This is a genomic window from Micromonospora sp. NBC_00421 (genome assembly GCF_036017915.1).
In the GTDB taxonomy this organism is placed as follows: Bacteria; Actinomycetota; Actinomycetes; order Mycobacteriales; family Micromonosporaceae; genus Micromonospora.
On the sequence record NZ_CP107929.1, the window covers coordinates 2487496 to 2507786 of the forward strand.

Genomic DNA, 20291 nt, shown 5'->3' on the forward strand with positions numbered 1-20291 from the left:
GGCGGCCCCCGACGCCCGGTGGACGTCGGGAGCCGGCGGGGATGACCGTCAGGCGGCGCCGACCGGCCGACCGCCGAGCGTCTCCGCGTCGATGTCGGCCGGGCGCAACGCCAGGGCGAGCACGTCGGCGACGTCGGCCAGGGTGTGCACGGTCAATGCCTGGCGTACCTCGGTGGGCAGGTCGTCGAGGTCCGGCTCGTTGCGGGCCGGGATGATCACCTCGGTGAGGCCGGCCCGGTGCGCGGCGAGCAGCTTCTGCTTCACCCCGCCGATCGGCAGCACCCGGCCGGAGAGCGTCACCTCACCGGTCATCCCGAACTCGGGCCGCACCGGTCGGCCGGTCACCAGCGAGGCCAGCGCGGTGACCATGGTGATGCCGGCGCTCGGGCCGTCCTTGGGCACCGCGCCCGCCGGGACGTGCAGGTGGATCCGGTGTCCGGCGAGGACGTTCGGGTCGAGGCCGTACCGCCTCCCGTGGGAGCGCAGGTACGACCACGCGATGTGGGCGGACTCCTTCATCACGTCGCCGAGCTGCCCGGTCAGGGTCAACCCGGGCTCGCCCTCCATGCTGGTGGCCTCGATGAAGAGCACGTCGCCACCCGCACCGGTGACGGCCAGGCCGGTGGCCACGCCGGGCACCGCCGTCCGCTCGGCCGACTCCGGGGTGAACTTCGGCCGGCCCAGGTAGCGGGCCAGGTTGCCGATGTCGACCCGGACCGGGGCCGGGTCGGTGGCCAGGCCGACGGCGACCTTGCGCAGGATCTTCGCCAGGGCCCGTTCGAGCTGCCGGACGCCGGCCTCCCGGGTGTGCTCCCCGGCGATCCGGGCGAGGGCCTCGTCGGCCACGGTGACCTCCTCGGCGGTCAGCCCGGCCCGCTGGAGCTGCCGGGGCAGCAGGTGGTCGCGGGCGATGGCCACCTTCTCGTCCTCGGTGTACCCGTCCAGGGTGACCAGTTCCATCCGGTCCAGCAGCGGGCCGGGGATGCTCTCCACCACGTTGGCGGTGGCCAGGAAAAGCACGTCGGACAGGTCGAGGTCGACCTCCAGGTAGTGGTCCCGGAAGGTGTGGTTCTGCGCCGGGTCGAGCACCTCCAGCAGGGCGGCGGCCGGATCACCGGCGTACCCGACTGCCAGCTTGTCGACCTCGTCGAGGAGCACCACCGGATTCATCGAGCCGGCCTCGCGCAGTGCGCGGACGATCCGACCGGGCAGTGCCCCGACGTAGGTGCGCCGGTGGCCGCGGATCTCGGCCTCGTCGCGGACGCCGCCGAGCGACACCCGGACGAAGTTGCGGCCCAGCGCGCGGGCCACCGACTCGCCGAGGCTGGTCTTGCCGACGCCGGGCGGGCCGGCGAGGGCGAGCACCGCGCCGGAACCGCGCCCGCCGACCACGCCGAGGTTGCGCTCGGCGCGGCGGTTGCGCACCGCGAGGTACTCCAGGATGCGGTCCTTCACGTCGGCCAGGCCGGCGTGGTCGGCGTCGAGCACCGCACGGGCCGCCGCCAGGTCGGTGTCGTCCTCGGTCCGGGTGCTCCACGGCATCTCCAGCACCGTGTCCAGCCAGGTCCGGATCCAGCCCGCCTCCGGAGAGGCGTCGCTGGCCCGTTCCAGCTTGCCGACCTCGCGCAGGGCCGCCTCGCGGACCTTCTCCGGCAGGTCGGCCGCCTCGACCCGGGCGCGGTAGTCGGCAGAGCCGTCCGGCTCGTCCTCGCCCAGTTCCTTGCGGATCGCGGCGAGCTGCTGGCGGAGCAGGAACTCCCGCTGGGACTTCTCCAGCCCGTCCCGGACGTCGCTGTTGATCTGCTCGGTGACCTCCTGCTCGGCCAGGTGCTCCCTGACCCAGCCGACCAGCAGTTCCAGCCGGGCGTTGACGTCCGGCGCGGCGAGCAGTTCGGTCTTCTGGCCCAGGCTGAGCCAGGGCGCGTAGCCGGCCGCGTCGGCCAGTTCGGACAGGTCGGTCATCCGCTCCATCGCATCGATGACCTGCCAGGCGCCCCGCTGTTGAAGGACGGAGGTCATCAGGGCCCGGTACTCCCGGGCCAGCTCACGGGCGCGACCGGCGGGTGCGGGTTCGTCGAGTCGGGTGGCCTCCACCCAGAGGGCGGCGCCGGGCCCGGGGACCCCGGAGCCGATCCGGGCGCGGGCCAGGCCGCGCACCACGGCGGCGGGTTCACCGTCGGGGAGCCGGCCCACCTTCTCGATGGTGGCGATCGTGCCGACGGGGCCGTACTCGCCGTCGATGCGCGGCACGGCGAGCAGGGTCTTGTCACCGCTGGCCCGGGCCGCGTCGACCGCGGCCTGGGTGGTCGGGTCGAGGGTCACCGGGATGACCATGCCGGGCAGCAGGACGACGTCGGTCAGGGGAAGTACCGGAAGGGTTGCCATCGGACACCTGCCATCGGTTGAGTTGAGCGTGTCTCACTCAAGTCACAAACCGTTCCCCATGTTCCGGGATGTGACCCAGGACACATCCCGGGGGCACCATCACCCTCGGCCAGCATTGCCCGGACCCGGATTTCCCAGGATTCACGCGCCCCGCCAAATGAAAGGGAGGCGTATTGTTGCGGATTTGGCGTCAGATAGGTCAAACTCTTAGCACACCCCGCTCAACACAGGGAGTAATGGCGATGGCAAGGAAAGTAATCACCGTTCTGACCGACGACCTCGACGGCGGAAAGGCCGATCGGACCGTCGAGTTCAGCCTGGACGGGGCGGCGTACACCATCGATCTCTCCGACGAGAACGCGGGGGTGCTGCGCAAGACGCTCGACGCATACATCACCGCTGGCCGCCGAATGGGTCGGGGCGTGGTCGACGCCGGTCGCCCGGCTCGCCGCCCCGCGCGGGCCGGGGTCTCGGGAATGGATCGCGAGCAGAACCGCGCCATCCGGGAATGGGCGACCAAGAACGGCCACGAGATTTCCGAGCGTGGTCGCATCCCGGTGTCGGTCGTGGAGGCGTGGAAGAACCGCTGACCGGCAGGTCGGGTCACGATCGGATGCGCCGGGGTCACGCTGAGATATCAGCGTGACCCCGGCGCTTTTCGTGCTGTCCACAATTTCCAACCGTCGGCCCGCCGCCGAAAACCGTTGCCGGCCCGGTCAGCCGCGACCAGTTACGGCCCGGAGTCGGCACAGGTGGCCCGCACCACGGCCCGGGGTCGGCAGGTGGCCGGCACCACAGGCGGGTCGGCACGGGCCGGCCCGCACCACAGGGCGGGCGGCTTCGGGCCGACCGGGTGGAGTCCCACGAAAACCACGGGCCGCCCCGGGATCACCCGGGGCGGCCCGTCGCCGTCGTCGTCCGTCCGGTCAGTTGACCTGGATACGCACCACGTCGAAGGCGGGGGTCTGGTTGGCCCGCTCCATCATCGGCACCCGGTGCGAGCCGTCGCCGGCCCAGACCGCGCACTGCGCCGTACCCGACTGCGGCAGGCCCGGGATCTGGATGGTCACGTCGTCGGCCTGGTTGCCGCCCTTGCCGTCCTCGGTGGCCACGAAGAACGCCGGAACGTCCTGCGGGTTGGACGGGGCCTGGTTGGTGCTCTGGAGCATCCGGCAGGCGGTGTGGAAGTGGCCGCGGGTGAGACCCTGGCCGTTGAGCACCGAGCTCTCCACGTAGTAGCCACCCTGGCCGGCCGCCAGGAACCGGTCCCGGACCAGGTTACGGGTGGAGACCTTCAGGCTGAACGCCTGGTTGCGTCGCACCTGGTTCGGGAACTGCGTGATCAGCAGCGACGGGTTGCTGGCCGCCGCGCCGACCTCACCGAAGGCGGTGCTGACGCAGCGGTTGCCGTTCTGGAAGCCGTCGTGCGGCTGCAGCTTGCTGTTGCCGCAGTCCTTCGCGAGCACGCCCAGGGCGTTGCCGTTGTTGCCGTTCTGACCGCCGTTGTTCTGGCCGCCGTTGTTGTTGCCGTTCTGGCCGCCGTTGTTGCCGTTCTGGCCGCCGTTGTTCTGGCCGCCGTTGTTGTTGCCACCGTTCTGGCCGCCGTTGTTGGCGGCCACCTGGCAGCCGGCGAGCTGATCCAGGCCCTGCGGGCGCTGGGCGAACCGGCCGATCGCGGTGGCGATCCGGTTCAGCGCGGACCGTCGCTTGTCGGCCAGTGGGCCGAGGATGGCGTTGTTGATGAACGCCTGCCCGTTGCGCCCCTCGGCGGCCAACCGCTTGTTGGCGTCGTCGATCTGGGTCTTGAGCAGGGCGAGTTCCTTGTCCACCTCGGCCTTGGCCTGGGCCGGAATCTGCGGCAGCCGGGGGGTGACCTCCGGGCAGGCCACCGTCGAGGCGAGCGTGGTCACCGGCGCGTTGCCGGCCTTGACGGCTTGGCACTCGGCGACGGACATCTGCCCGTCACCCCAGTGGTTACGGACCCAGCGGCCGTTCTGCCACGTCTGGGTGGTGCTGCCGCGCCCGCTCGGCGAGGTGGCACCGGGGCTCGGTGCGACGCAGGCCGACGAGACGTTACGGGTCTGCTGCCTCGGCTTGTCCCCGGCCGAGGAGATCTGGGTGACGGCGGCGATGCCGCCGAAGACGACGAGCGCACCGACCGCCGCCAGCAGCCGCTTGCTCCGCGCGTTACCGGATGACCGGCGTGCCCCTGTGGACCTGCGCATCGAATTGCTCTCCTTCTCGATCCGGTACCTGACTCGTGTCCCCGACGAGGAGACGCCCTTTCGGGTCCGTCGCCCCCGCCCGGGGCACTGCGACGTTCCGGTCGCACGTCGATGGCCGACGATGCCTTCCCGCACCGTCCGCCGCGTCGGGTGGCGCGGCTGGGGAAATCCTGCCCATTCCCGCTTAGGTACGGGCCGGCGCGGACGAAGGTTCAACGCGGATCGAAGGATCCGGGACTGTTTTCCGGTCGGGCCGGAATGTCACCAACCGTCGCCGGAAAATGACGGCCGGTCGTGTGCCGGATCAGTCCACGCAGAGGTGGTCGAAGGCGAACGGCGCGGTCAACTCGTCCCGCCGGTCCCGCAGTGTGCGGATCTGCCGCCGCAACTCTTCCCGGTCGAGCAGGGTGGATTCGTCGAACTCCGCCCCGGCCAGCCGGTCGCCGACCGCCACCGCCGCCAGATCCTCGGCCAGTCGACCGGGGTCGATCCCGCAGTGCAGCCGGGCCTCGTGCACGGTGACCCGCTCCACCAGACTCCGGCCGGGCCGCACCTCGACCCAGCTCCAGCCCTCGGCCACCCCACCCTGCCAATGCACGTGCAGCCCCCGCACGATCGGGTCGCTGAGCCGCCGGGACACGTACGCCTCGACGGCCGCCACCCGGGACAACGCGCCGAGGTCGTTTACCGGCCCGGTGCGCCCGTCCGGCAGCCGGCCGACGATGTCGCGGAAGCCGACCGGCGCGTCGTCCGGGTCGTCCGAGGCGGCACCGGCGGCGTAGGCGCGCGCATCCACGACGTACGTGACGATCCGTCGGCCGTGTCGCGCGGCCCGCAGGGTCGGCGACCCGATCCGCAGCACCGGCAGGCCCACGGCGGTGCACACCGCCGCACCCATCCGTTCGGCCCGCTGCCCGGCCGAACCCGCCGGCGCGGTGGGGCCGACGGTCAGGGCGAACAGCGGGACACCGGTGTCGGCCGCGCAGACGACGTGGTCGAACTCCTCCCGCAGGGCCGAGCTCCACTGGTGCCCGGTGACCCCGGCCGGTCGCCGCGACACCAGGTCGCCGAGCCGGCGGGCGGCGTACACCGCATGGCCGGCACGGACGAACAGCGGCGCCGCACCGGCCGGGACCGGCCGCAGCCGGGCGCCGTCGTCGGTGGCGGTACGCGTCATCGTCGGGTCGGTCCGTCCATGGCGGGGAAGGTGACCGGACGAGTCTAGGACGTCGAGCACGGTTCCCGCCTCGTCGGTGCGGCCGGTCGGTGCGGCGTCGGTCGGTGCGCGTCGGTCGGTGCGGCGTCGGTCGGTGCGGTGTCGGTCGGTCCGTCGGTGCCGGCCGGTGCGGTGCCGGACGTTGGTGGCGGTCCCGGGCGGTTGGTGTGCCCCGACCGGTTTCTCTACGCTCACGGGGTGCTGCACGACGGACCGGCCCCGGAACTGTTGACCAAGCGGAGTCTCGTCACGGTCTCCCACGCCATCGAGCGGTCGGCGCTGGCCACCGCCGAGGACGGGCCACTGGTGGTGATCGCCCTGTTCCAGCGGATGCCCTACTTCCTGCGGGAACAGGCCCGCTACGGCCGGATCGCGGCCAGCGCGGCGGTCACCGTGGTCGGGCTGGTCGGGGAGACACCACCGGAGCTGCCACCCGGGGCGTACGCGGTGGCGCTTGACGAATCCGAGGAGCTTGCGCGGGAGTGGAGCGTGGTGGCGCTGACCCCTCGGTTCGGGGCCAGCCTGGTGGCCCGGGACCAGCGTGAGGTGGCGGCGGCCGGCACGCTGGAGGAGGGTCGGCTCTTCTCCGGCCGCTGGGGCTTCCGCCGGGACGAGGCCCTGCACGAGGTGATCCGGCTGCGGGCGCAGCTCGGCGACCGGCTCCCCCCGGCCGCACTGACCGCGATCGACCAGGTGCTACGCCGGGTCCGGGACCTGCCGGCGACCCCCGGCGAGAGCCGGGCCGAGGCGGCGTTGCGGCTGATGGCCGAGCGGGTAGACCGCGCCCACCGCAGCGGGTCGGATCGGGTCGGCGAGCCGGTGGAGGGCCCGCCGGGGCTGGTGGACGAGCCGACGCTGCACCGCTGGACCGGGATGGGCGGGGTGACCGCCGCAGGCACCCTGCCGGTGGCCCTGATCGGGGTACGGGTCAGTGAGCCCGCCGGCGCCCCCGAACGCTTCGGACGGCGCAGCGCCGCCCGGGAGGCGCAGGCCGTGATCGCCGCGCTGACCGCGCCACTGCGGCCGGTGGACCGGGCGGTCCGCCTCGCCCCCGACGAGTACCTGCTGGTCCTGCCGGCGTTGACCCGGGAGGAGGCGCTGGCGGTGGCCGGTCAGGTGCACGCCTCGGTGGCCGGGCTCGCCCGGTCGTACCCCTTCGTGTCCTTCGCGGTGCACGCGGCGGTCACCGTGACCGACCGGCGGCCGATGCCGGTGGCCGAGGTCCGGCATGCCGTCGGGTGGGCGGCCCGGGAGGGCGTTCCGGTGGCCACTGTCGCCCGGGAGGCCGTCGCGAGCGCCGCCCAGCACTGAGAACGGGGGGACACGGAATGCGGGTGGTCTCGTTGGTGCCGTCGCTGACCGAGGCGGTGGCGGCGACCGTACCGGAGATGCTGGTCGGCGCGACCGACTGGTGCGTCCACCCGGCGGGGCTGGACGTCGCCCGGGTCGGCGGCAGCAAGTACCCCGACCTGGACCGCATCCGGGAGCTGCGGCCGGACCTGGTGCTGCTCAACGTGGAGGAGAACCGGCGGGCCGACGCGGACGCGCTCACCGCGGCCGGGGTGCCGGTGCTGGTCACCTACCCGCGGACCGTACCGCAGGCGCTTGACGAGCTGGCCGGGATGCTCGCCGCGCTGGGGGTCACCGGGGAACCCCGCTGGCTGACCGACGCCCGCCGGGCCTGGGCCGATCCCACCGTCGGGGCCGGGGTCCGCCGGGCCGTGGTGCCGGTGTGGCGTCGTCCTTGGGTGGTCCTCGGCGGGGACACCTTCGCCGGGGACGTGCTGCGCCGACTCGGGGTGGTCAACCTGTACGACGACGACCCGGAGCGCTATCCGCGTCCCGGCCTCGACGCGCTGCGGGCCCGCCGGCCCGACCTGGTGGTGCTCCCCGACGAGCCGTACGCGTTCACCGCCGAGGACGGGCCGGACGCCTTCCCCGGCGTCCCCTGCGCGCTGGTCTCCGGCCGCCATCTCACCTGGTACGGCCCGTCCCTGGCCGAGGCACCCGCCCTGCTCACCGCCCAGCTCGCGGTCTGCGGGGAGTGAGCCCGGGGCGGTGACGCCCGACCGTCCCGCCCCGGTGACCGACCCACGGTGGTGCTCAGGCCACCGGGGTGACCCCGCCCGGCGTCCGCTGCGCCACGGTGGCGTCGTCCAGGTCGTACCCGATGGTGCTGGTCACCTGGACCACCCCGCTGACCTGGCCGGCGAGCTTCACCGCCAGCTCGGCGGCGGTCCGCCGGTCCAGCCGGCCGTCCAGCGTCACCGCGCCGTCGCGGACCTGCACGGTGACCAGACCGTCCCGGACGGCCAGCACCCGCCGCAACACCTCCTGCACCACGTCCTCGCGGATCTCGGCGTCGCTGCGCAGGTGCACCTTCAGCAGGTCGCTGCGGGTGACGATGCCCACCAGCCGGCCCAGGTCGTCGAGGACGGGCAGCCGCTTGACCGCCTCCCGGTCCATCAGCCGCGCCGCCGCCGGCAGCGACGCCCCCGGACGGGTGGTGACGGCCGGCGCTGTCATCAGCTCCCCCGCCAGCAGCGCCTCGGCCTTCTCCAGGGACTCCCGACGCCGCCGGCCCACGAAGACCCGCCGCTCCTCCTGCGCCCCGGAATGCTCCACCTTGTGCAGCAGGTCCGCCTCGGACACCACACCCAGCACCCGACGGAACCCGTCCACCACCGGCACCGCGCTGATGCCCCGCCGGATCAGCACGTCGACGATCGCCCGGTAGGGGGTCTCCTCCCCCACCGTGGCTACCTCCCGGGTCATCACGTCGTCCACCTGCCACGTCCTCATCACGACCTCCTCGGGGGCTCTCCCGACCGACGTTAGGGCCGGCCCGACCGGCCGGGGCAGAGGCGGACGGACCGGTGCCGCCGGGGTCGAAGGTCCCGTCCGGACGCCCCCGTCAGGGGACTTAGGTCCCGCCGCGGCACGGACCGGTCGGCCCTGCCGCGAGCAGCCCGACGGGCGTGGAATGGAACTGCCACCGGGAAGTGCGGTGCCAGGCAGAGAAGGGACGTGGAGACCATGACCGCGACGATCGAGCGGAACACCACCGCCGGGAGCATCGCACCGGTGGCGGGGACCGAGACCACCCGCCAGCGCGCCGCCCGGTACGTCTGGGCCGGTACCCGGCTCGCCCTCGGCTGGATCTTCCTCTGGGCGTTCCTGGACAAGCTCTTCGGCCTCGGTCACGAGACCGCGACGAAGAACGCCTGGATCCACGGCGGCAGCCCGACCAAGGGTTTCCTCGCCTTCGGCGCGAAGGGCCCGTTCCAGGGGCTCTACCAGGACATCGCCGGGGCGGCCTGGGCCGACTGGCTGTTCATGATCGGCCTCGCCGGGATCGGGGTGGCCCTGCTGCTCGGCATCGGGATGCGGCTCGCCGCGGTCACCGGTGGCCTGCTCATGGTGCTGATGTGGACCGCCGTCCTGCCTCCGGAGAACAACCTCTTCATGGACCACCACCTGATCTACGCCGCGGTGCTGGCCGGTCTCGCCCTGGTCGGCGCGGGGAACACCCTCGGCCTCGGCCGGGTCTGGGCCACCCTCCCACTGGTTCGCCGGTTCGGCTGGCTCAGGTAGCCGGTTCGGCTGGCCCGGCCAGCCGACCGAGTGGCAGGGGCGTCACCTCGACGGTGACGCCCCTGCCGGGCGTCCACCCCCGGTCGGCGGTCCGCGCAGGGACGTGGGCATCGCGGCGGGTGGTGTCGGCATCGGCGGCGTCGGCACGGCGGCGGACCCGGCTCCGGGACCGCCGCCGATCGGTGCGTCGCGATCGGGCAGGATCGACACCGACCGGACGATCGTGCGACGACGGAGGAGATCAGCAATGAACACGCCCCAGGCAGGCAAGCCGGAGATCGGCCCGATCGAGGGTGCCGCGCCGGCCGACCTCGTCATCGAGGACATCACCGTCGGCGACGGCCCCGAGGCCCAGCCGGGCCAGCTGGCCAACGTGCACTACGTCGGGGTGTCCCACTCCACCGGCCGCGAGTTCGACGCTTCCTGGAACCGCGGCGAGGCCTTCGAGTTCCCCCTGGGCGGCGGCCAGGTCATCGCCGGCTGGGACCAGGGTGTGGTGGGCATGAAGGTCGGCGGCCGTCGCCGGCTCACCATCCCGCCGCACCTGGGCTACGGCAGCCGGGGCGCGGGCGGCGTCATCAAGCCCAACGAGACCCTGGTCTTCGTCGTCGACCTGCTCGGCGTCCGCTGAACTCCGGTGGGCCGCCGGCACCGTCCGGCGGCCCACCGCCGGGTCTCGCGGCCGACCGACGAACCTGCCGACCCGATCCGGGCGACGGGCGGTGGACCCGACGGACGCGACCTGGACCGGGGCGCCCGGTGATCGGTCAGGCGCAGGCCGCCAGGCGTCGGGGAGTGACCTCGGCCGGGGCGTCGCCGTGCCGGACCGCGATGATCCGGTGCAGGCCGGTGGCCCGCAGCACCCGGGCGACCACCGGATCGGGGTCGACCACGACCAGCTCGCCGCCCCGGGCCCGGGCCCTCAGGTGGGCGGCGACCAGCGCCCGCACCCCGGCGGCGGAGAGCACCTGGACCCCGGAGAGGTCGAGCCGGAGCAGCGGGCGGGCCGGCGCGGCCCAGAGGGCGGCCCGGAACGCGCCGACGGTGGCGATGTCGATCTCGCCCACGGCGCGCACCTCGACCACGTCGTCGGCCACCCGGAGCCGCACGTGGAAGCGGTCCTCTCCCTGTGTCATGCCCCGAATCTAGCCCCCACCCCCGACGTTTCCGCCCTGCCCGAGGTGGGTTTCCGGGTAGTCCCAGGGTCGCCCCGGAGCCGACCCCGACTCCTCCTCAGGGTGGAGCACCGCCGGTCACGCGAGGCGGCACCCGCAGCGCCCGTAAGACGCGCGGAACCCCTGGCAGGACGCGGTACGACCGGCCGCCCGCAAGGGCGGACCGGTCGTACCCGGTCGTTCCTCCCCCGGCGGGTGGTCAGCCGCCGCTGGCCGACGGCGCGGGTGCGGGTGACGAGCCCCCGGCGACCGCGCCCGGGTGCGCCGGGCTGGTGGTCGGCGCCGGCTTCAGGCCCGGCGGTACGGGCAGCGCGCTGCCCCTGGCGAACTCGGCCCAGCTGGTGTTCCAGGCCGTCCAGCCGTTGCCCGGTCGCAACGGCACCTCGGTGCCCTTGACGGTGACCAGGTCGCCGACCTGGGTGACGCCCATCAGCCAGTCGGCGGCGGTGGACGAGACGTTGGCGCAGCCGTGCGAGACGTTGGTGTAGCCCTGGTCGCCCTCCGACCAGGGGGCGGCATGGATGAACTCGCCGCCCCAGGTGAGGCGCTGGGCGTCCTCGACGTCGACCACGTAACCCCCGTCGGGCTCGCCCCGGGTGTCGAAGCGGGTCTGCTGGTGCTTCTCCATGATCACCATCTTGCCGCTGGAGCTCGGCGTGCTCGGCTTGCCGAGACTGACCGGGATCCTGCGGATCAGCCTGCCGTCCTGGAAGACCGACATCTGCTTGGTGGCGTTGTCGATGTCCAAGGCGACCTGCCGACCGATCTTCGAGGTGGACCGCCGGTCATCGTCACCGACGTACTCCTTGCCGATCGGCAGGCCCGCCAGCGCGGACCGGACGCTGATCGTCGTACCGGTACGCCAGAAGTCAGGTGCCCGGTAGTAGACCTGGCTGCCGTCCTCCAGCCACGACCAGGTGCCCGGCTGCGGCGGGTCGGTCTTCACGAACAATCGTCGTTGCACGGCCGCCCTGGCCTCTTTGGGAATTGCCGGCTCGAATGCCACAGTCACCGGCATGGCGGTGCCGTACGTCTGGTTACCGGCGAAATAGAGCACGCTGGTCAACGCTTGCCGGTGCGTATTCGTCACCGTGGTGAACGTGGTGCGCCCGACCGTCGTCCGGCCCGAGTCGCCGGTTGCGGTCACCTCTGCGGTGTACCTGCGGCCGCTGCCCAGCGGGACCGCAGGCACCCAGCTCGACCCGTCCTCCCTCGGCTCACCGGCAACTGCCTTCCCCTTGTCGTCGGTGAGTTTCACGCTGCTCACCCGACCGTTCTTCACGGTGGTGCCGACCTCCGCGCTGATCGGCACGTCCTTCGCCCGATCGGCGGGACTCACCGACACCGTGGGGCCGGCCGCCCCGCCGGGTGCCGCCCCGGCCGCCGGCTTCCGCTCGGCGGTGCACCCGCCGAGGGCCAACGGTGCGGCTGCGATGGTTACCGCCAAAAGCGTCAATCGCCGCCTCACGTCCATATTCCGTCCCCCATTCCCAGTCCCCTTGACCACATTCTGTACGGCGTTTCTCGGGCCGGGTCGTGCTTTTCGGGGAACCGGGCGGGGAACGCCTGGCTTATGGACCCGGGCGGTGCCGGACGGGGCCGGGAGGCACCGATGTCCGGGATCGTCCGCGCCGGCATGACACGGGTCGTCAGTCCCAGTCCTGGTCGCCGTGGTTGCGGTCCCAGCGCCCCCCGACCGGCGGGGTGTCCAACCGGATCGCCGCCACCGCGTTGCCGGCCAGGTCGTTGTCCTCCACCCGGCAGCCGACACAACTGCCTCCCGCCGTGATCCAGAGCCCATGGGTCTGGGTGCGTTCGTCGTGGTTGTCCCAGATCCGGTTGCCCCGCACGGTCGCCGAGTCGAACGCCGCGGCGATCGCGATGCCGGCCCGGACCGGTGGCGCGGCCGGCAGCTCGTACGGGGTGCCCGGCAGCGGGGTGTCCCCGCTCCAGCCGGAGTAGGCGTCCGGGCGTACCGGGGCGAGGTGCAGCTCGGTGGCGGTGTTGGCGGCCACCACGGCGACCCGCCGGCCGACCCGCAGCACCTTGCCCCGGTGGCTGTCCTGCGCCCAGGTCGCCGACCGGTCGACCAGGGACCGTTCGCTGTAGCGGACCGACTCGCCGCCACCGCAGGACGCCTCGGCGCACTGCCGGCCGTTGTTGCGGATCCGGTTGTCGAGCAGCATCGCGTCGGTCATCGGGCGGTCCACCCGGATGGCGTCCAGGCCGTTGCCCCAGAACTCGTTGCTCTCCACCACCACGTCCTGCGCCGGGCGCGGGTAGCCACGGCCCAGGTCGTGCTGGTGGTAGCCGTACCCGCCGTTGCTGCTGATCCGGTTGCCGCGCACCGTGTACGGCCCCGGGGTGTTACCCACGCTGATCCCGTCGCGCACGTTGCCGTCGATGACGCAGTCGGTGAGCAGACCGCCCCGGCCTGCGACTCCGGCGGTGCCGTTGCCGGACACGTCGTAGCCGGCCTCCAGGTTGCCCGTCATCGTGCAGCCGGTGACGATCAGCCCGTCGGCCCCCCAGTCGGAGATGCCGAACCGGTTGCCCTGGCTGTGGCAGCCGATGATCCGGTAGCCGCGCGGCGGCGTCCAGTAGTCCTTCTGGAGTTCGAGGAAGATGCCGTTGGTGCCGTTGGCCAGGGCTGTGCAGTTGGCGATGGTGAGCCGTTCCATGTCGCCCCAGCCGCCGATGCCGATGCCGATGCCCGCGCCGCCCATCTGCTCGCCGTTGTCCAGCCGGCCGCAGCCGACCACCACCACCCCGTCGACCAGGGTGTCCTGGAGGAAGTCGCAGCCCAGTCCGCTCGCTCCGGTGTGGTGGATGTAGAGGTTGCGGAACACCCCGCGCACCACGTACTGCAACCCGAGGCCCTTGGCCAGGTAGTTGTACTCGGCGAGGGCCACCCCGGAGCCATCGATCTCGAAGTCGGCGAAGGTGCAGTCGGCGATGTGCCGGTCCCGGTCCGCGCCGTGCTGGAGCACCGTCCAGAACGCCAGTGGCGTCGGGTCGCTGCGATTGCCCTCGTTGCTGAGCAAAAACCGGGTGGCGGCCGGGCCGGCGCCGATCAGCGACACCCCGCTGCGCCACACCGTGCCGGCGTCCCGGATGGAGTAGATGCCCGGCGGGCACCAGATCACCCTGGCCCGCCCGTCGGCCGCGTAGCCGTCACCGAGCCGGTCCACCAGGGCGGCCAGCGCCGGCTGGTCGTTGGTCACCCCGTCACCGGTCAGGCCGTAGTCGTGGGCGTTGCACCACAGCGGCGCACCGGCCACGGGCGGACGGCGGTCCCGCAGGGCGACGGGCAGACCCTGGTACGGCACGGGAGACTCCTCTCGGCGGTGCGTCCACGACCGGTGCGGCGGGTTCTCGACCGCCGCCGGTTTCCCGGCCCGTCGACCGGAAAACCCCGCCCCGCTGCCGGCGGGCCCCGACGAAGCGGACGAACGCCCCGACATGCCGACGGAGCCGGTCACCCCGCCCAGGGTGACCGGCTCCGCGGCGTACCGCTCAGACGTTCGCGACCAGCAACGCCGGCTGTTCGACGCAGTCGGCGACGTGCCGCAGGAAACCACCTGCCACCCCGCCGTCGCAGACCCGGTGGTCGAAGGTGAGGCTGAGCTGGGTCACCTTGCGGACCGCCAACTGCCCGTCGACCACCCACGGCTTGTCCACGATCCGCCCCACCCCGAGCAGCGCCGCCTCCGGGTGGTTGATGATCGGGGTGGAACCGTCCACCCCGAACACGCCGTAGTTGTTGAGGGTGAAGGTGCCACCGGTGAGCCGGGCCGGCGGCAGGGTGCCGGCGCGGGCGGCGGCGGTGGTCTCCGCCAGCGCGGCGGCCAGCTCCCGGGTGGTGAGCCGCTGGGCGTCGCGCAGCACCGGGACGAGTAGGCCCCGGTCGGTCTGCGCGGCGATGCCCAGGTGCACCCCGGCCGACTGGACGATCCGCTGCCCCTCGGTGTCGACGTGCGCGTTGAGCTGCGGGAACCGTCGCAGCCCGCTGAGGCAGATCCGGGCCAGCAGGGCCAGCACGCTGACCGGGGCGTCCGGGGTGGCCGCGTTGATCGCCGCCCGGGTCGCCAGCAGCGCGGTGGCGTCCGCGTCGACCCAGATGGTCACCTCGGGGATCTCCCGGCGACTGCGGGAGAGCTTGTCGGCGATCACCCGGCGGATGCCGGTCAGCGGGATGACGACGTCCTGCGCATCGGCCGGGGCCAGCCCGACGTGCCCGGCCGTTGCCGGCCGGTCCGCGCCGGCGGTCTGCCGGTCCGGGACGACACCGTGCTGCGCCGAGGCGACGACGGGCCGGCCCGGTGGGGTGTCCAGCGCTGCCTCCACGTCGGAGCGACGGATCACGCCGCCGGGGCCGGTGCCGCGCAGCGCGGCCAGGTCCACCCCGTGCTCCCGGGCGAGCCGACGCACGATCGGCGAGATGACCAGAGCGGCCGTCCCACCGGTCGGGGCGGTTGCTTCCTCCGGTCCGGCGACGGGCTCCGGGGCCGGGGTCGGCCGGGATCGGCGGCGACGGCGGGCGGTGCCGCCGTGCCCGGTGCCGTACCCGATCAGCACGTTGCCGGAACCGGCCCGCTCCTCCTCGCGGTAGGTGGCGTGCCCGGCGGGCTCGTCGCCGCCGTCGGGCGACGCGATGGTGATAAGCGGTTGGCCGACCGGGCGCGTCTCGCCGGCCGCGCCGTGCAGGGCGACCACCCGGCCGGCGTACGGGCAGGGCACGTCGACCACCGCCTTGGCGGTCTCCACCTCCACCACGCTCTGGTCCACGGTGACCACGTCGCCGACGGCGACCCGCCACTCGACGATCTCCGCCTCGCTCAGCCCCTCGCCCAGATCGGGCAGGAGGAAGACCCGGGTTCCTGCGGGGGCCTGCGGAACGGTGACGGCCTGCGCTGCGGTGCGGGCGCTCACGCCGCGCTCCCCTGGAGCAGCCAACGCGGGTCGGGCCGGTCGTCCCACTGGAGGCGGGCCACCGTGTCGAGCACCCGGTCCACCCCGGGCAGGTGGGTGTGCTCCAGCATCGGCGCCGGGTAGGGGATGTCCAGCCCGGCGACCCGCAGCACCGGTGCGTGCAGGGCGTGGAAACAGCGCTCCTGCACCCGGGCGGCGATCTCCGCCCCGACCCCGGCGAAGCCCTGCGCCTCGGTGATCACCACGCACCGGCCGGTGCGGCGTACCGAGGCGGTGACCGTGGCGTCGTCGAAGGGCACGATGGTCCGGACGTCGACCACCTCCAGGTCCCAGCCCTCCTCCCGGGCGGCCTCGGCGGCCTCCAGCGCCACCGGCACCGCCGGGCCGTACGCGACCAGGGTGGCGTCGGTGCCGGGTCGACGCACCACGGCCCGGCCGAACGGCGCGGTACGGGCCGGCAGCTCCGCGTCGGCGCTGGCGAAATAGAGCTTCTTCGGCTCCATGAACACCACCGGATCGGGGTCGGCGATCGCCTCCCGCAGCAGCGAGTACGCGTCCTCGACGGTCGCCGGGGTGACCACCTTCAGCCCGGGGGTGTGTGCGTAGTACCCCTCGGACGAGTCGCAGTGGTGCTCCACCCCGCCGATGCCACCGGCGTAGGGCACCCGGATGACCATCGGCACGCTCAACGCGCCCCGGGTGCGGTTGCGCAGCTTCGCCACGTGCGAGGCGATCTGTTCGAACGCCGGGTAGGCGAACGCGTCGAACTGCATCTCGACCACCGGCCGCAGCCCGGTCATGGCCAGGCCGACGGCGAAGCCGACGATGCCGGCCTCGGCGAGCGGGGTGTCGAAGCAACGCTTGTCGCCGAACCGGGCCTGCAACCCGTCGGTGATCCGGAAGACCCCGCCGAGCTGCCCGACGTCCTCGCCGAAGACGAGCACCCGCTCGTCGTCGAGCATCGCGTCGGCGAGCGCGGCGTTGAGCGCCTTCGCCATCGTCATGGTGGCCATCAGGCGTCCCCCTCCGCGTCGGCGGCCAGCTCGGCGCGCACCTGTTCGCGCTGCTCGACAAGTTGCGGGGTCGGCTCGGCGAAGACGTGGTCGAACAGGCTCAGCGGGTCGACCGTCGGCTGGGCGTGCATCCGCTCCCGCAGGTCGGCGGCGTACCCCTCGGCCTCGGCGGCGACCTGCGCCACCGTCGCGTCGTCCAGCTCACCCCGGTTGCGCAGGTACGCCTCCAGCCGGGCCACCGGGTCGCGGCCCCGCCACGCCTCGACCTCGTCGGGATCCCGGTAGCGGCTGGCGTCGTCGGCGTTGGTGTGCGCCTCCATCCGGTAGGTGTGCGCCTCGACCAGGTACGGCCCGTGCCCGGCGCGGGCGTGCGCCACCGCCCGGGTGAGCACCGCGAGCACCGCGAGCGGGTCGTTGCCGTCGACCTGCTCGCTGGGCACCCCGTAGCCGACGCCCTTGTAGGCCAGGCTCGGCGCGGCGGTCTGCCGGGACAGCGGCACGCTGATCGCGTACTTGTTGTTCTGCACGAAGTAGACGACCGGGGCCTTGAACACGGCGGCGAAGTTGAGCCCCTCGTGGAAGTCACCCTCGCTGGTCGCGCCGTCGCCGATGAAGGCCAGCGCCACGGTGTCCCGCCCCTGGTAGGACTCGCCGTAGGCCAGTCCGGCGGCGTGCACGCACTGGGTGGCCAACGGGGTGCACTGCGGCGCGGTGTGCACCACCGTCGGGTCGTACCCGCAGTGCCAGTCGCCGCGCAGCAGGGTCAGCACCTCGACCGGGTCGATGCCCCGGGCGGTCAGCGCCATCGACTCCCGGTAGGTCGGGAAGACCCAGTCGTCGTCGCGCAGCGCGAGCACCGCACCGACCTGGCAGGCCTCCTGGCCGCGCGAGGACGGGTAGACGGCGAGCCGGCCCTGCTTGGTCAGTGCGGTGGCCTGCGCGTCGAACCGGCGGCCGACGACCATCCGGCGGTACATCTCGCGCAACACCTCGACCGGCGGCTCGGGCAGGTCGGCGCGGGACGGCAGCGGGGTGCCGTCGGGGTCGAGCAACCGCACCGGCTCGGTCTGCGGGAGCAGGCCGGCGGTGGGTTCGGGGGCGACCGGGGTGGCCGGTCGACGGGTACGCGGGGATGCCCTGCGGACCGCCTGGGGTGTGGTCGTCACGGCGGGGACCTCCTGGACGTGTGGTGGCCCTATGCTCCAGCCGTTGGATGATTGACTCAACGTTCCCGGTGAACGCGGGACGATTGGCCTACCGAGGAGTATCTGATGAGCCAGCAGACCACCCCGTCGGCGGCCCTACCGGGCGGAACGGGACGTTCGGTCGCCCCGCTGGACGAGGTGGACCGACGGGTCCTCGACGAGCTGACCCGTGACGGCCGGCTGTCCATGCGTACCCTCGCCGAGCGGGTGCACGTCTCGCGCACCAACGCGTACGCCCGGGTGGAGCGGCTGCTGCGCGACGGGGTGATCACCGGGTTCCGGGCCCGGGTGGCGCCGGAGCCGGCCGGGCTGGGCACCTCGGCGTACATCTCGCTGACCATCCAGCAGAACACCTGGCGGGAGGTGTCGGCGGAGCTGGCCCGGGTGCGCTACATCGAGCACGTGGCGCTGCTCAGCGGGGAGCACGACGTGCTGGCCCTGGTCCGCGCGCCGGACAACGCCACCCTGCGGGACGTGGTGCTCAGCCGGGTGCAGGGCATCGCCGGGGTGCTCTCCACCCGGACCTGGCTGGTCTTCGACGAGTTCGACGGGGCCGGCAGCCCCTGGGGGTGAGCGGCCCGGCGCGGTCGCTCAGGCCCCGACTGGCCGGTCCGGGGACGGCCGGGCGGCGGGTCAGCGTTCCGGTGGGGCGGCCAGGCCGGCGCGGTCGGCCAGCGCCAACAGCGGCTCCAGGGAGTAGCGGTCGCCGTCCAGGCCGGCGTGCGGGTCGCCGCGCTCGGCGAACCGGGCCGGCATGCTCAGCACGTCGAAGTCCTCCGGGCGGGCGTCGTCCAGCTCGGCCCACGCCAGCGGGGCCGACACCAGCGCCGCCGGGGTGGGCCGGATCGAGTACGCCGAGGTGACCGTGTGGTCGCGGGCCATCTGGTTGTAGTCGATGAAGACCGGCTTGTCCCGCTGGTCGCGCCACCAGGTGGTGGTGACCAGGTCGGGCAGCCGCCGCGCCAACTCGTGGCCCAGGGCCAGCACCGCGCGCCGGCAGTCGCCGAAGCTCCACCGGGGCTCGATGGAGAGGTAGACGTGCAGGCCCCGCCCGCCGGTCGTCTTGGGGTAGCCGACCATGCCCAGCTCGGTGAGGAAGGCCCGGACCTCGTGCGCCACCGGCACCACCTGGTCGAACCCGACACCCGGCATCGGGTCCAGGTCGATCCGGAGCTGGTCGGGGCGCTCCACGTCGGCCGTCGTCACCGGCCAGGGATGGAACCGCAGGGTGCCGAGGTTGGCCGCCCAGATCACCACCGCCAGCTCGCTCGGCGCGACCTCGTCGGCGGTACGACCGCTGGGGAAGGTGAGGTGTGCGGTGCGGACCCAGTCGGGAGCACCGGCCGGGAGCCGTTTCTGGTAGAACGCATCACCCCGGTTGTCCTGCCGGGTGCCGATCTTGGCCCCCTCGAACACCCCGCGCGGCCAGCGTTCCAGCATCGTCGGCCGGTCCCACAGGGCGCGCAGGATGCCGTCGCCGACGGCCAGGAAGTAGCCGACCACGTCCCGCTTGGTCAGCCCGCGCTCGGGAAAGTAGGGCTTGTCGGGGCTGGAGATGCGGACCAGCCGCTCCCCCACCTGGATCTCCTCGGCCGCCGTCGCCACGCCCACACGGTAACGGCCACCCCCGACACCCACAGCCGGCTCACCGGATCGCAGCGATTCGCGTGAGGGCTACGGCTCGGGCTGCCCGACGTAGGTGCCGCGCTGCGGCACGGTGTAGACCAACCCGCGCTCGCGGAGCTCGGCGACGGCACGGCGGGCGGTGCCGCGGGCCACCCCGAACTCCTGCACGATCGCCGCTTCGCTCGAAATCGGTCGATGCGCCGCAAGATCACCACTGGCGATGCGCTCGGCCAGGATGTTCGCCACCTGGCGATAGACCGGCACCGGGCCGTCTGGGTCGATCACGACACGACGCTAATCGAGAAACAGGTCTTTAGCTATGGCACCCGAACGCCAAACCGTTCAGCGTTCCTCGTCGTCCGCGCCGCGCGGTTGATTCGGCCGGTACTGCCTGATCCACGCATCGACCGCCGTGCGATCCCAGACGCGGACCTTGCCGCTTGCCACCGTGTCGATCGGCGTCGGGAAGGTCGGACGGTTGGTGATCTCGGTGGCCCTGGTGCGCGACACGCCACCGAGCATGTCCGCGATGTCGGAGAGGGCTACGAGTCTCACGATGCGACCGTATGTACGTGCGCCGTGCACACGTTGCCACTTCCAACCTTGACGGTGTGCACGTTGAAGGTGATGCTGGTGAAGCACATCCGGTAGCGGTCCGGGTGCCTGATCGGAGATCGGTGCCCGGACCTGCCTGTCCCCAGAAAGGGCCGACCATGCCGATGGACGAACCGATCTCGCCAGCCCTGGTCATCTGGACCGCCCAGCGGGTGTTGGCCCAGCACCACGAGGCCCCGGACGGGCCGCCACCGCTGCGCCGCTGCTTCCAGTGCTGCGACGACGGATGCCACATGCTGACCTGGGCGCGCTCGGTGCTGCGGGCTCACCGGCAGCCGCCGCCGCTCCCCCACTAGGCTCGCCGC

At 73.0% G+C, this 20291-nt stretch carries 20 protein-coding genes; 7 read left to right on the top strand and 13 right to left on the bottom strand.

What is annotated here, in order from left to right:
* Window positions 1-48 precede the first annotated feature (48 nt).
* A complete protein-coding gene (lon, locus tag OHQ87_RS10765; protein WP_328347423.1) occupies window positions 49-2385 on the bottom strand; it encodes an endopeptidase La in 2337 nt (778 codons plus the stop codon).
* Between the two features lie 242 nt (window positions 2386-2627).
* Between lon and OHQ87_RS10770 the strand changes: the two genes are divergently transcribed.
* Window positions 2628-2975, top strand: coding sequence for a histone-like nucleoid-structuring protein Lsr2 (locus OHQ87_RS10770; protein WP_328348801.1), 348 nt, complete (start codon window positions 2628-2630; stop codon window positions 2973-2975).
* 336 nt (window positions 2976-3311) lie between these two features.
* Here OHQ87_RS10770 and OHQ87_RS10775 read toward each other — a convergent pair whose 3' ends face one another.
* Window positions 3312-4610 (bottom strand): hypothetical protein, encoded by a 1299-nt coding sequence (locus tag OHQ87_RS10775; RefSeq protein ID WP_328347425.1) that lies wholly within the window; start codon window positions 4608-4610, stop codon window positions 3312-3314.
* Between the two features lie 304 nt (window positions 4611-4914).
* Window positions 4915-5787, bottom strand: coding sequence for a hypothetical protein (locus tag OHQ87_RS10780; protein ID WP_328347426.1), 873 nt, complete (start codon window positions 5785-5787; stop codon window positions 4915-4917).
* Window positions 5788-6024: 237 nt separating this feature from the next.
* Between OHQ87_RS10780 and OHQ87_RS10785 the strand changes: the two genes are divergently transcribed.
* Together OHQ87_RS10785 and OHQ87_RS10790 are read left to right on the top strand one after the other, a co-directional pair.
* Window positions 6025-7137, top strand: a complete 1113-nt coding sequence (locus OHQ87_RS10785) for a DICT sensory domain-containing protein (RefSeq protein WP_328347428.1) — start codon at window positions 6025-6027, stop codon at window positions 7135-7137.
* Between the two features lie 17 nt (window positions 7138-7154).
* On the top strand, window positions 7155-7874 hold the full coding sequence (locus tag OHQ87_RS10790) for a helical backbone metal receptor (protein WP_328347431.1): 720 nt from the start codon (window positions 7155-7157) through the stop codon (window positions 7872-7874).
* Window positions 7875-7929: 55 nt separating this feature from the next.
* On the opposite strand, the gene OHQ87_RS10795 is transcribed toward OHQ87_RS10790, so the two are convergent.
* The gene (locus OHQ87_RS10795) at window positions 7930-8628 is read right to left on the bottom strand and encodes a CBS domain-containing protein (RefSeq protein ID WP_328347433.1); all 699 of its coding nucleotides are present in this window, start codon (window positions 8626-8628) and stop codon (window positions 7930-7932) included.
* A 225-nt stretch (window positions 8629-8853) separates the two neighbouring features.
* Between OHQ87_RS10795 and OHQ87_RS10800 the strand changes: the two genes are divergently transcribed.
* Together OHQ87_RS10800 and OHQ87_RS10805 are read left to right on the top strand one after the other, a co-directional pair.
* Window positions 8854-9420, top strand: coding sequence for a hypothetical protein (locus OHQ87_RS10800; protein WP_328347435.1), 567 nt, complete (start codon window positions 8854-8856; stop codon window positions 9418-9420).
* Between the two features lie 247 nt (window positions 9421-9667).
* Complete coding sequence (locus OHQ87_RS10805; RefSeq protein WP_328347437.1) at window positions 9668-10051, top strand: FKBP-type peptidyl-prolyl cis-trans isomerase; 384 nt, start codon at window positions 9668-9670, stop codon at window positions 10049-10051.
* 136 nt (window positions 10052-10187) lie between these two features.
* Here the strand turns inward: OHQ87_RS10805 and OHQ87_RS10810 are convergent, their stop codons facing one another.
* The 6 genes from OHQ87_RS10810 to pdhA form a co-directional block, all read right to left on the bottom strand.
* A complete protein-coding gene (locus OHQ87_RS10810) occupies window positions 10188-10556 on the bottom strand; it encodes an STAS domain-containing protein (RefSeq protein WP_328347439.1) in 369 nt (122 codons plus the stop codon).
* A 238-nt stretch (window positions 10557-10794) separates the two neighbouring features.
* Window positions 10795-12069: a L,D-transpeptidase gene (locus OHQ87_RS10815; RefSeq protein WP_328347441.1), complete on the bottom strand. Its 1275-nt coding sequence runs from the start codon at window positions 12067-12069 to the stop codon at window positions 10795-10797.
* A 175-nt stretch (window positions 12070-12244) separates the two neighbouring features.
* On the bottom strand, window positions 12245-13924 hold the full coding sequence (locus OHQ87_RS10820) for a right-handed parallel beta-helix repeat-containing protein (protein ID WP_328347443.1): 1680 nt from the start codon (window positions 13922-13924) through the stop codon (window positions 12245-12247).
* A gap of 187 nt (window positions 13925-14111) precedes the next feature.
* Window positions 14112-15527, bottom strand: a complete 1416-nt coding sequence (locus OHQ87_RS10825; RefSeq protein ID WP_328347445.1) for a dihydrolipoamide acetyltransferase family protein — start codon at window positions 15525-15527, stop codon at window positions 14112-14114.
* On the bottom strand, window positions 15524-16540 hold the full coding sequence (locus OHQ87_RS10830) for an alpha-ketoacid dehydrogenase subunit beta (protein WP_328347447.1): 1017 nt from the start codon (window positions 16538-16540) through the stop codon (window positions 15524-15526). Before OHQ87_RS10830 ends, OHQ87_RS10825 begins: the two co-directional genes overlap by 4 nt.
* Complete coding sequence (gene pdhA, locus OHQ87_RS10835) at window positions 16540-17739, bottom strand: pyruvate dehydrogenase (acetyl-transferring) E1 component subunit alpha (protein ID WP_328348802.1); 1200 nt, start codon at window positions 17737-17739, stop codon at window positions 16540-16542. The genes OHQ87_RS10830 and pdhA overlap by 1 nt, the downstream gene beginning before the upstream one ends.
* 72 nt (window positions 17740-17811) lie before the next feature.
* Here pdhA and OHQ87_RS10840 point away from each other — a divergent pair, with 72 nt between their 5' ends.
* Window positions 17812-18318, top strand: coding sequence for an Lrp/AsnC family transcriptional regulator (locus OHQ87_RS10840; protein WP_328347449.1), 507 nt, complete (start codon window positions 17812-17814; stop codon window positions 18316-18318).
* 60 nt (window positions 18319-18378) lie between these two features.
* Here the strand turns inward: OHQ87_RS10840 and OHQ87_RS10845 are convergent, their stop codons facing one another.
* The 3 genes from OHQ87_RS10845 to OHQ87_RS10855 form a co-directional block, all read right to left on the bottom strand.
* The gene (locus OHQ87_RS10845; protein ID WP_328347451.1) at window positions 18379-19350 is read right to left on the bottom strand and encodes a DNA polymerase domain-containing protein; all 972 of its coding nucleotides are present in this window, start codon (window positions 19348-19350) and stop codon (window positions 18379-18381) included.
* Between the two features lie 69 nt (window positions 19351-19419).
* Window positions 19420-19656, bottom strand: coding sequence for a winged helix-turn-helix domain-containing protein (locus tag OHQ87_RS10850; RefSeq protein WP_328347453.1), 237 nt, complete (start codon window positions 19654-19656; stop codon window positions 19420-19422).
* A gap of 57 nt (window positions 19657-19713) precedes the next feature.
* Window positions 19714-19926: a hypothetical protein gene (locus OHQ87_RS10855; protein WP_328347455.1), complete on the bottom strand. Its 213-nt coding sequence runs from the start codon at window positions 19924-19926 to the stop codon at window positions 19714-19716.
* Between the two features lie 158 nt (window positions 19927-20084).
* Between OHQ87_RS10855 and OHQ87_RS10860 the strand changes: the two genes are divergently transcribed.
* Entirely contained in the window at window positions 20085-20282 is a 198-nt protein-coding gene (locus OHQ87_RS10860) for a hypothetical protein (protein WP_328347457.1), read from the top strand.
* Window positions 20283-20291: the final 9 nt, after the last annotated feature.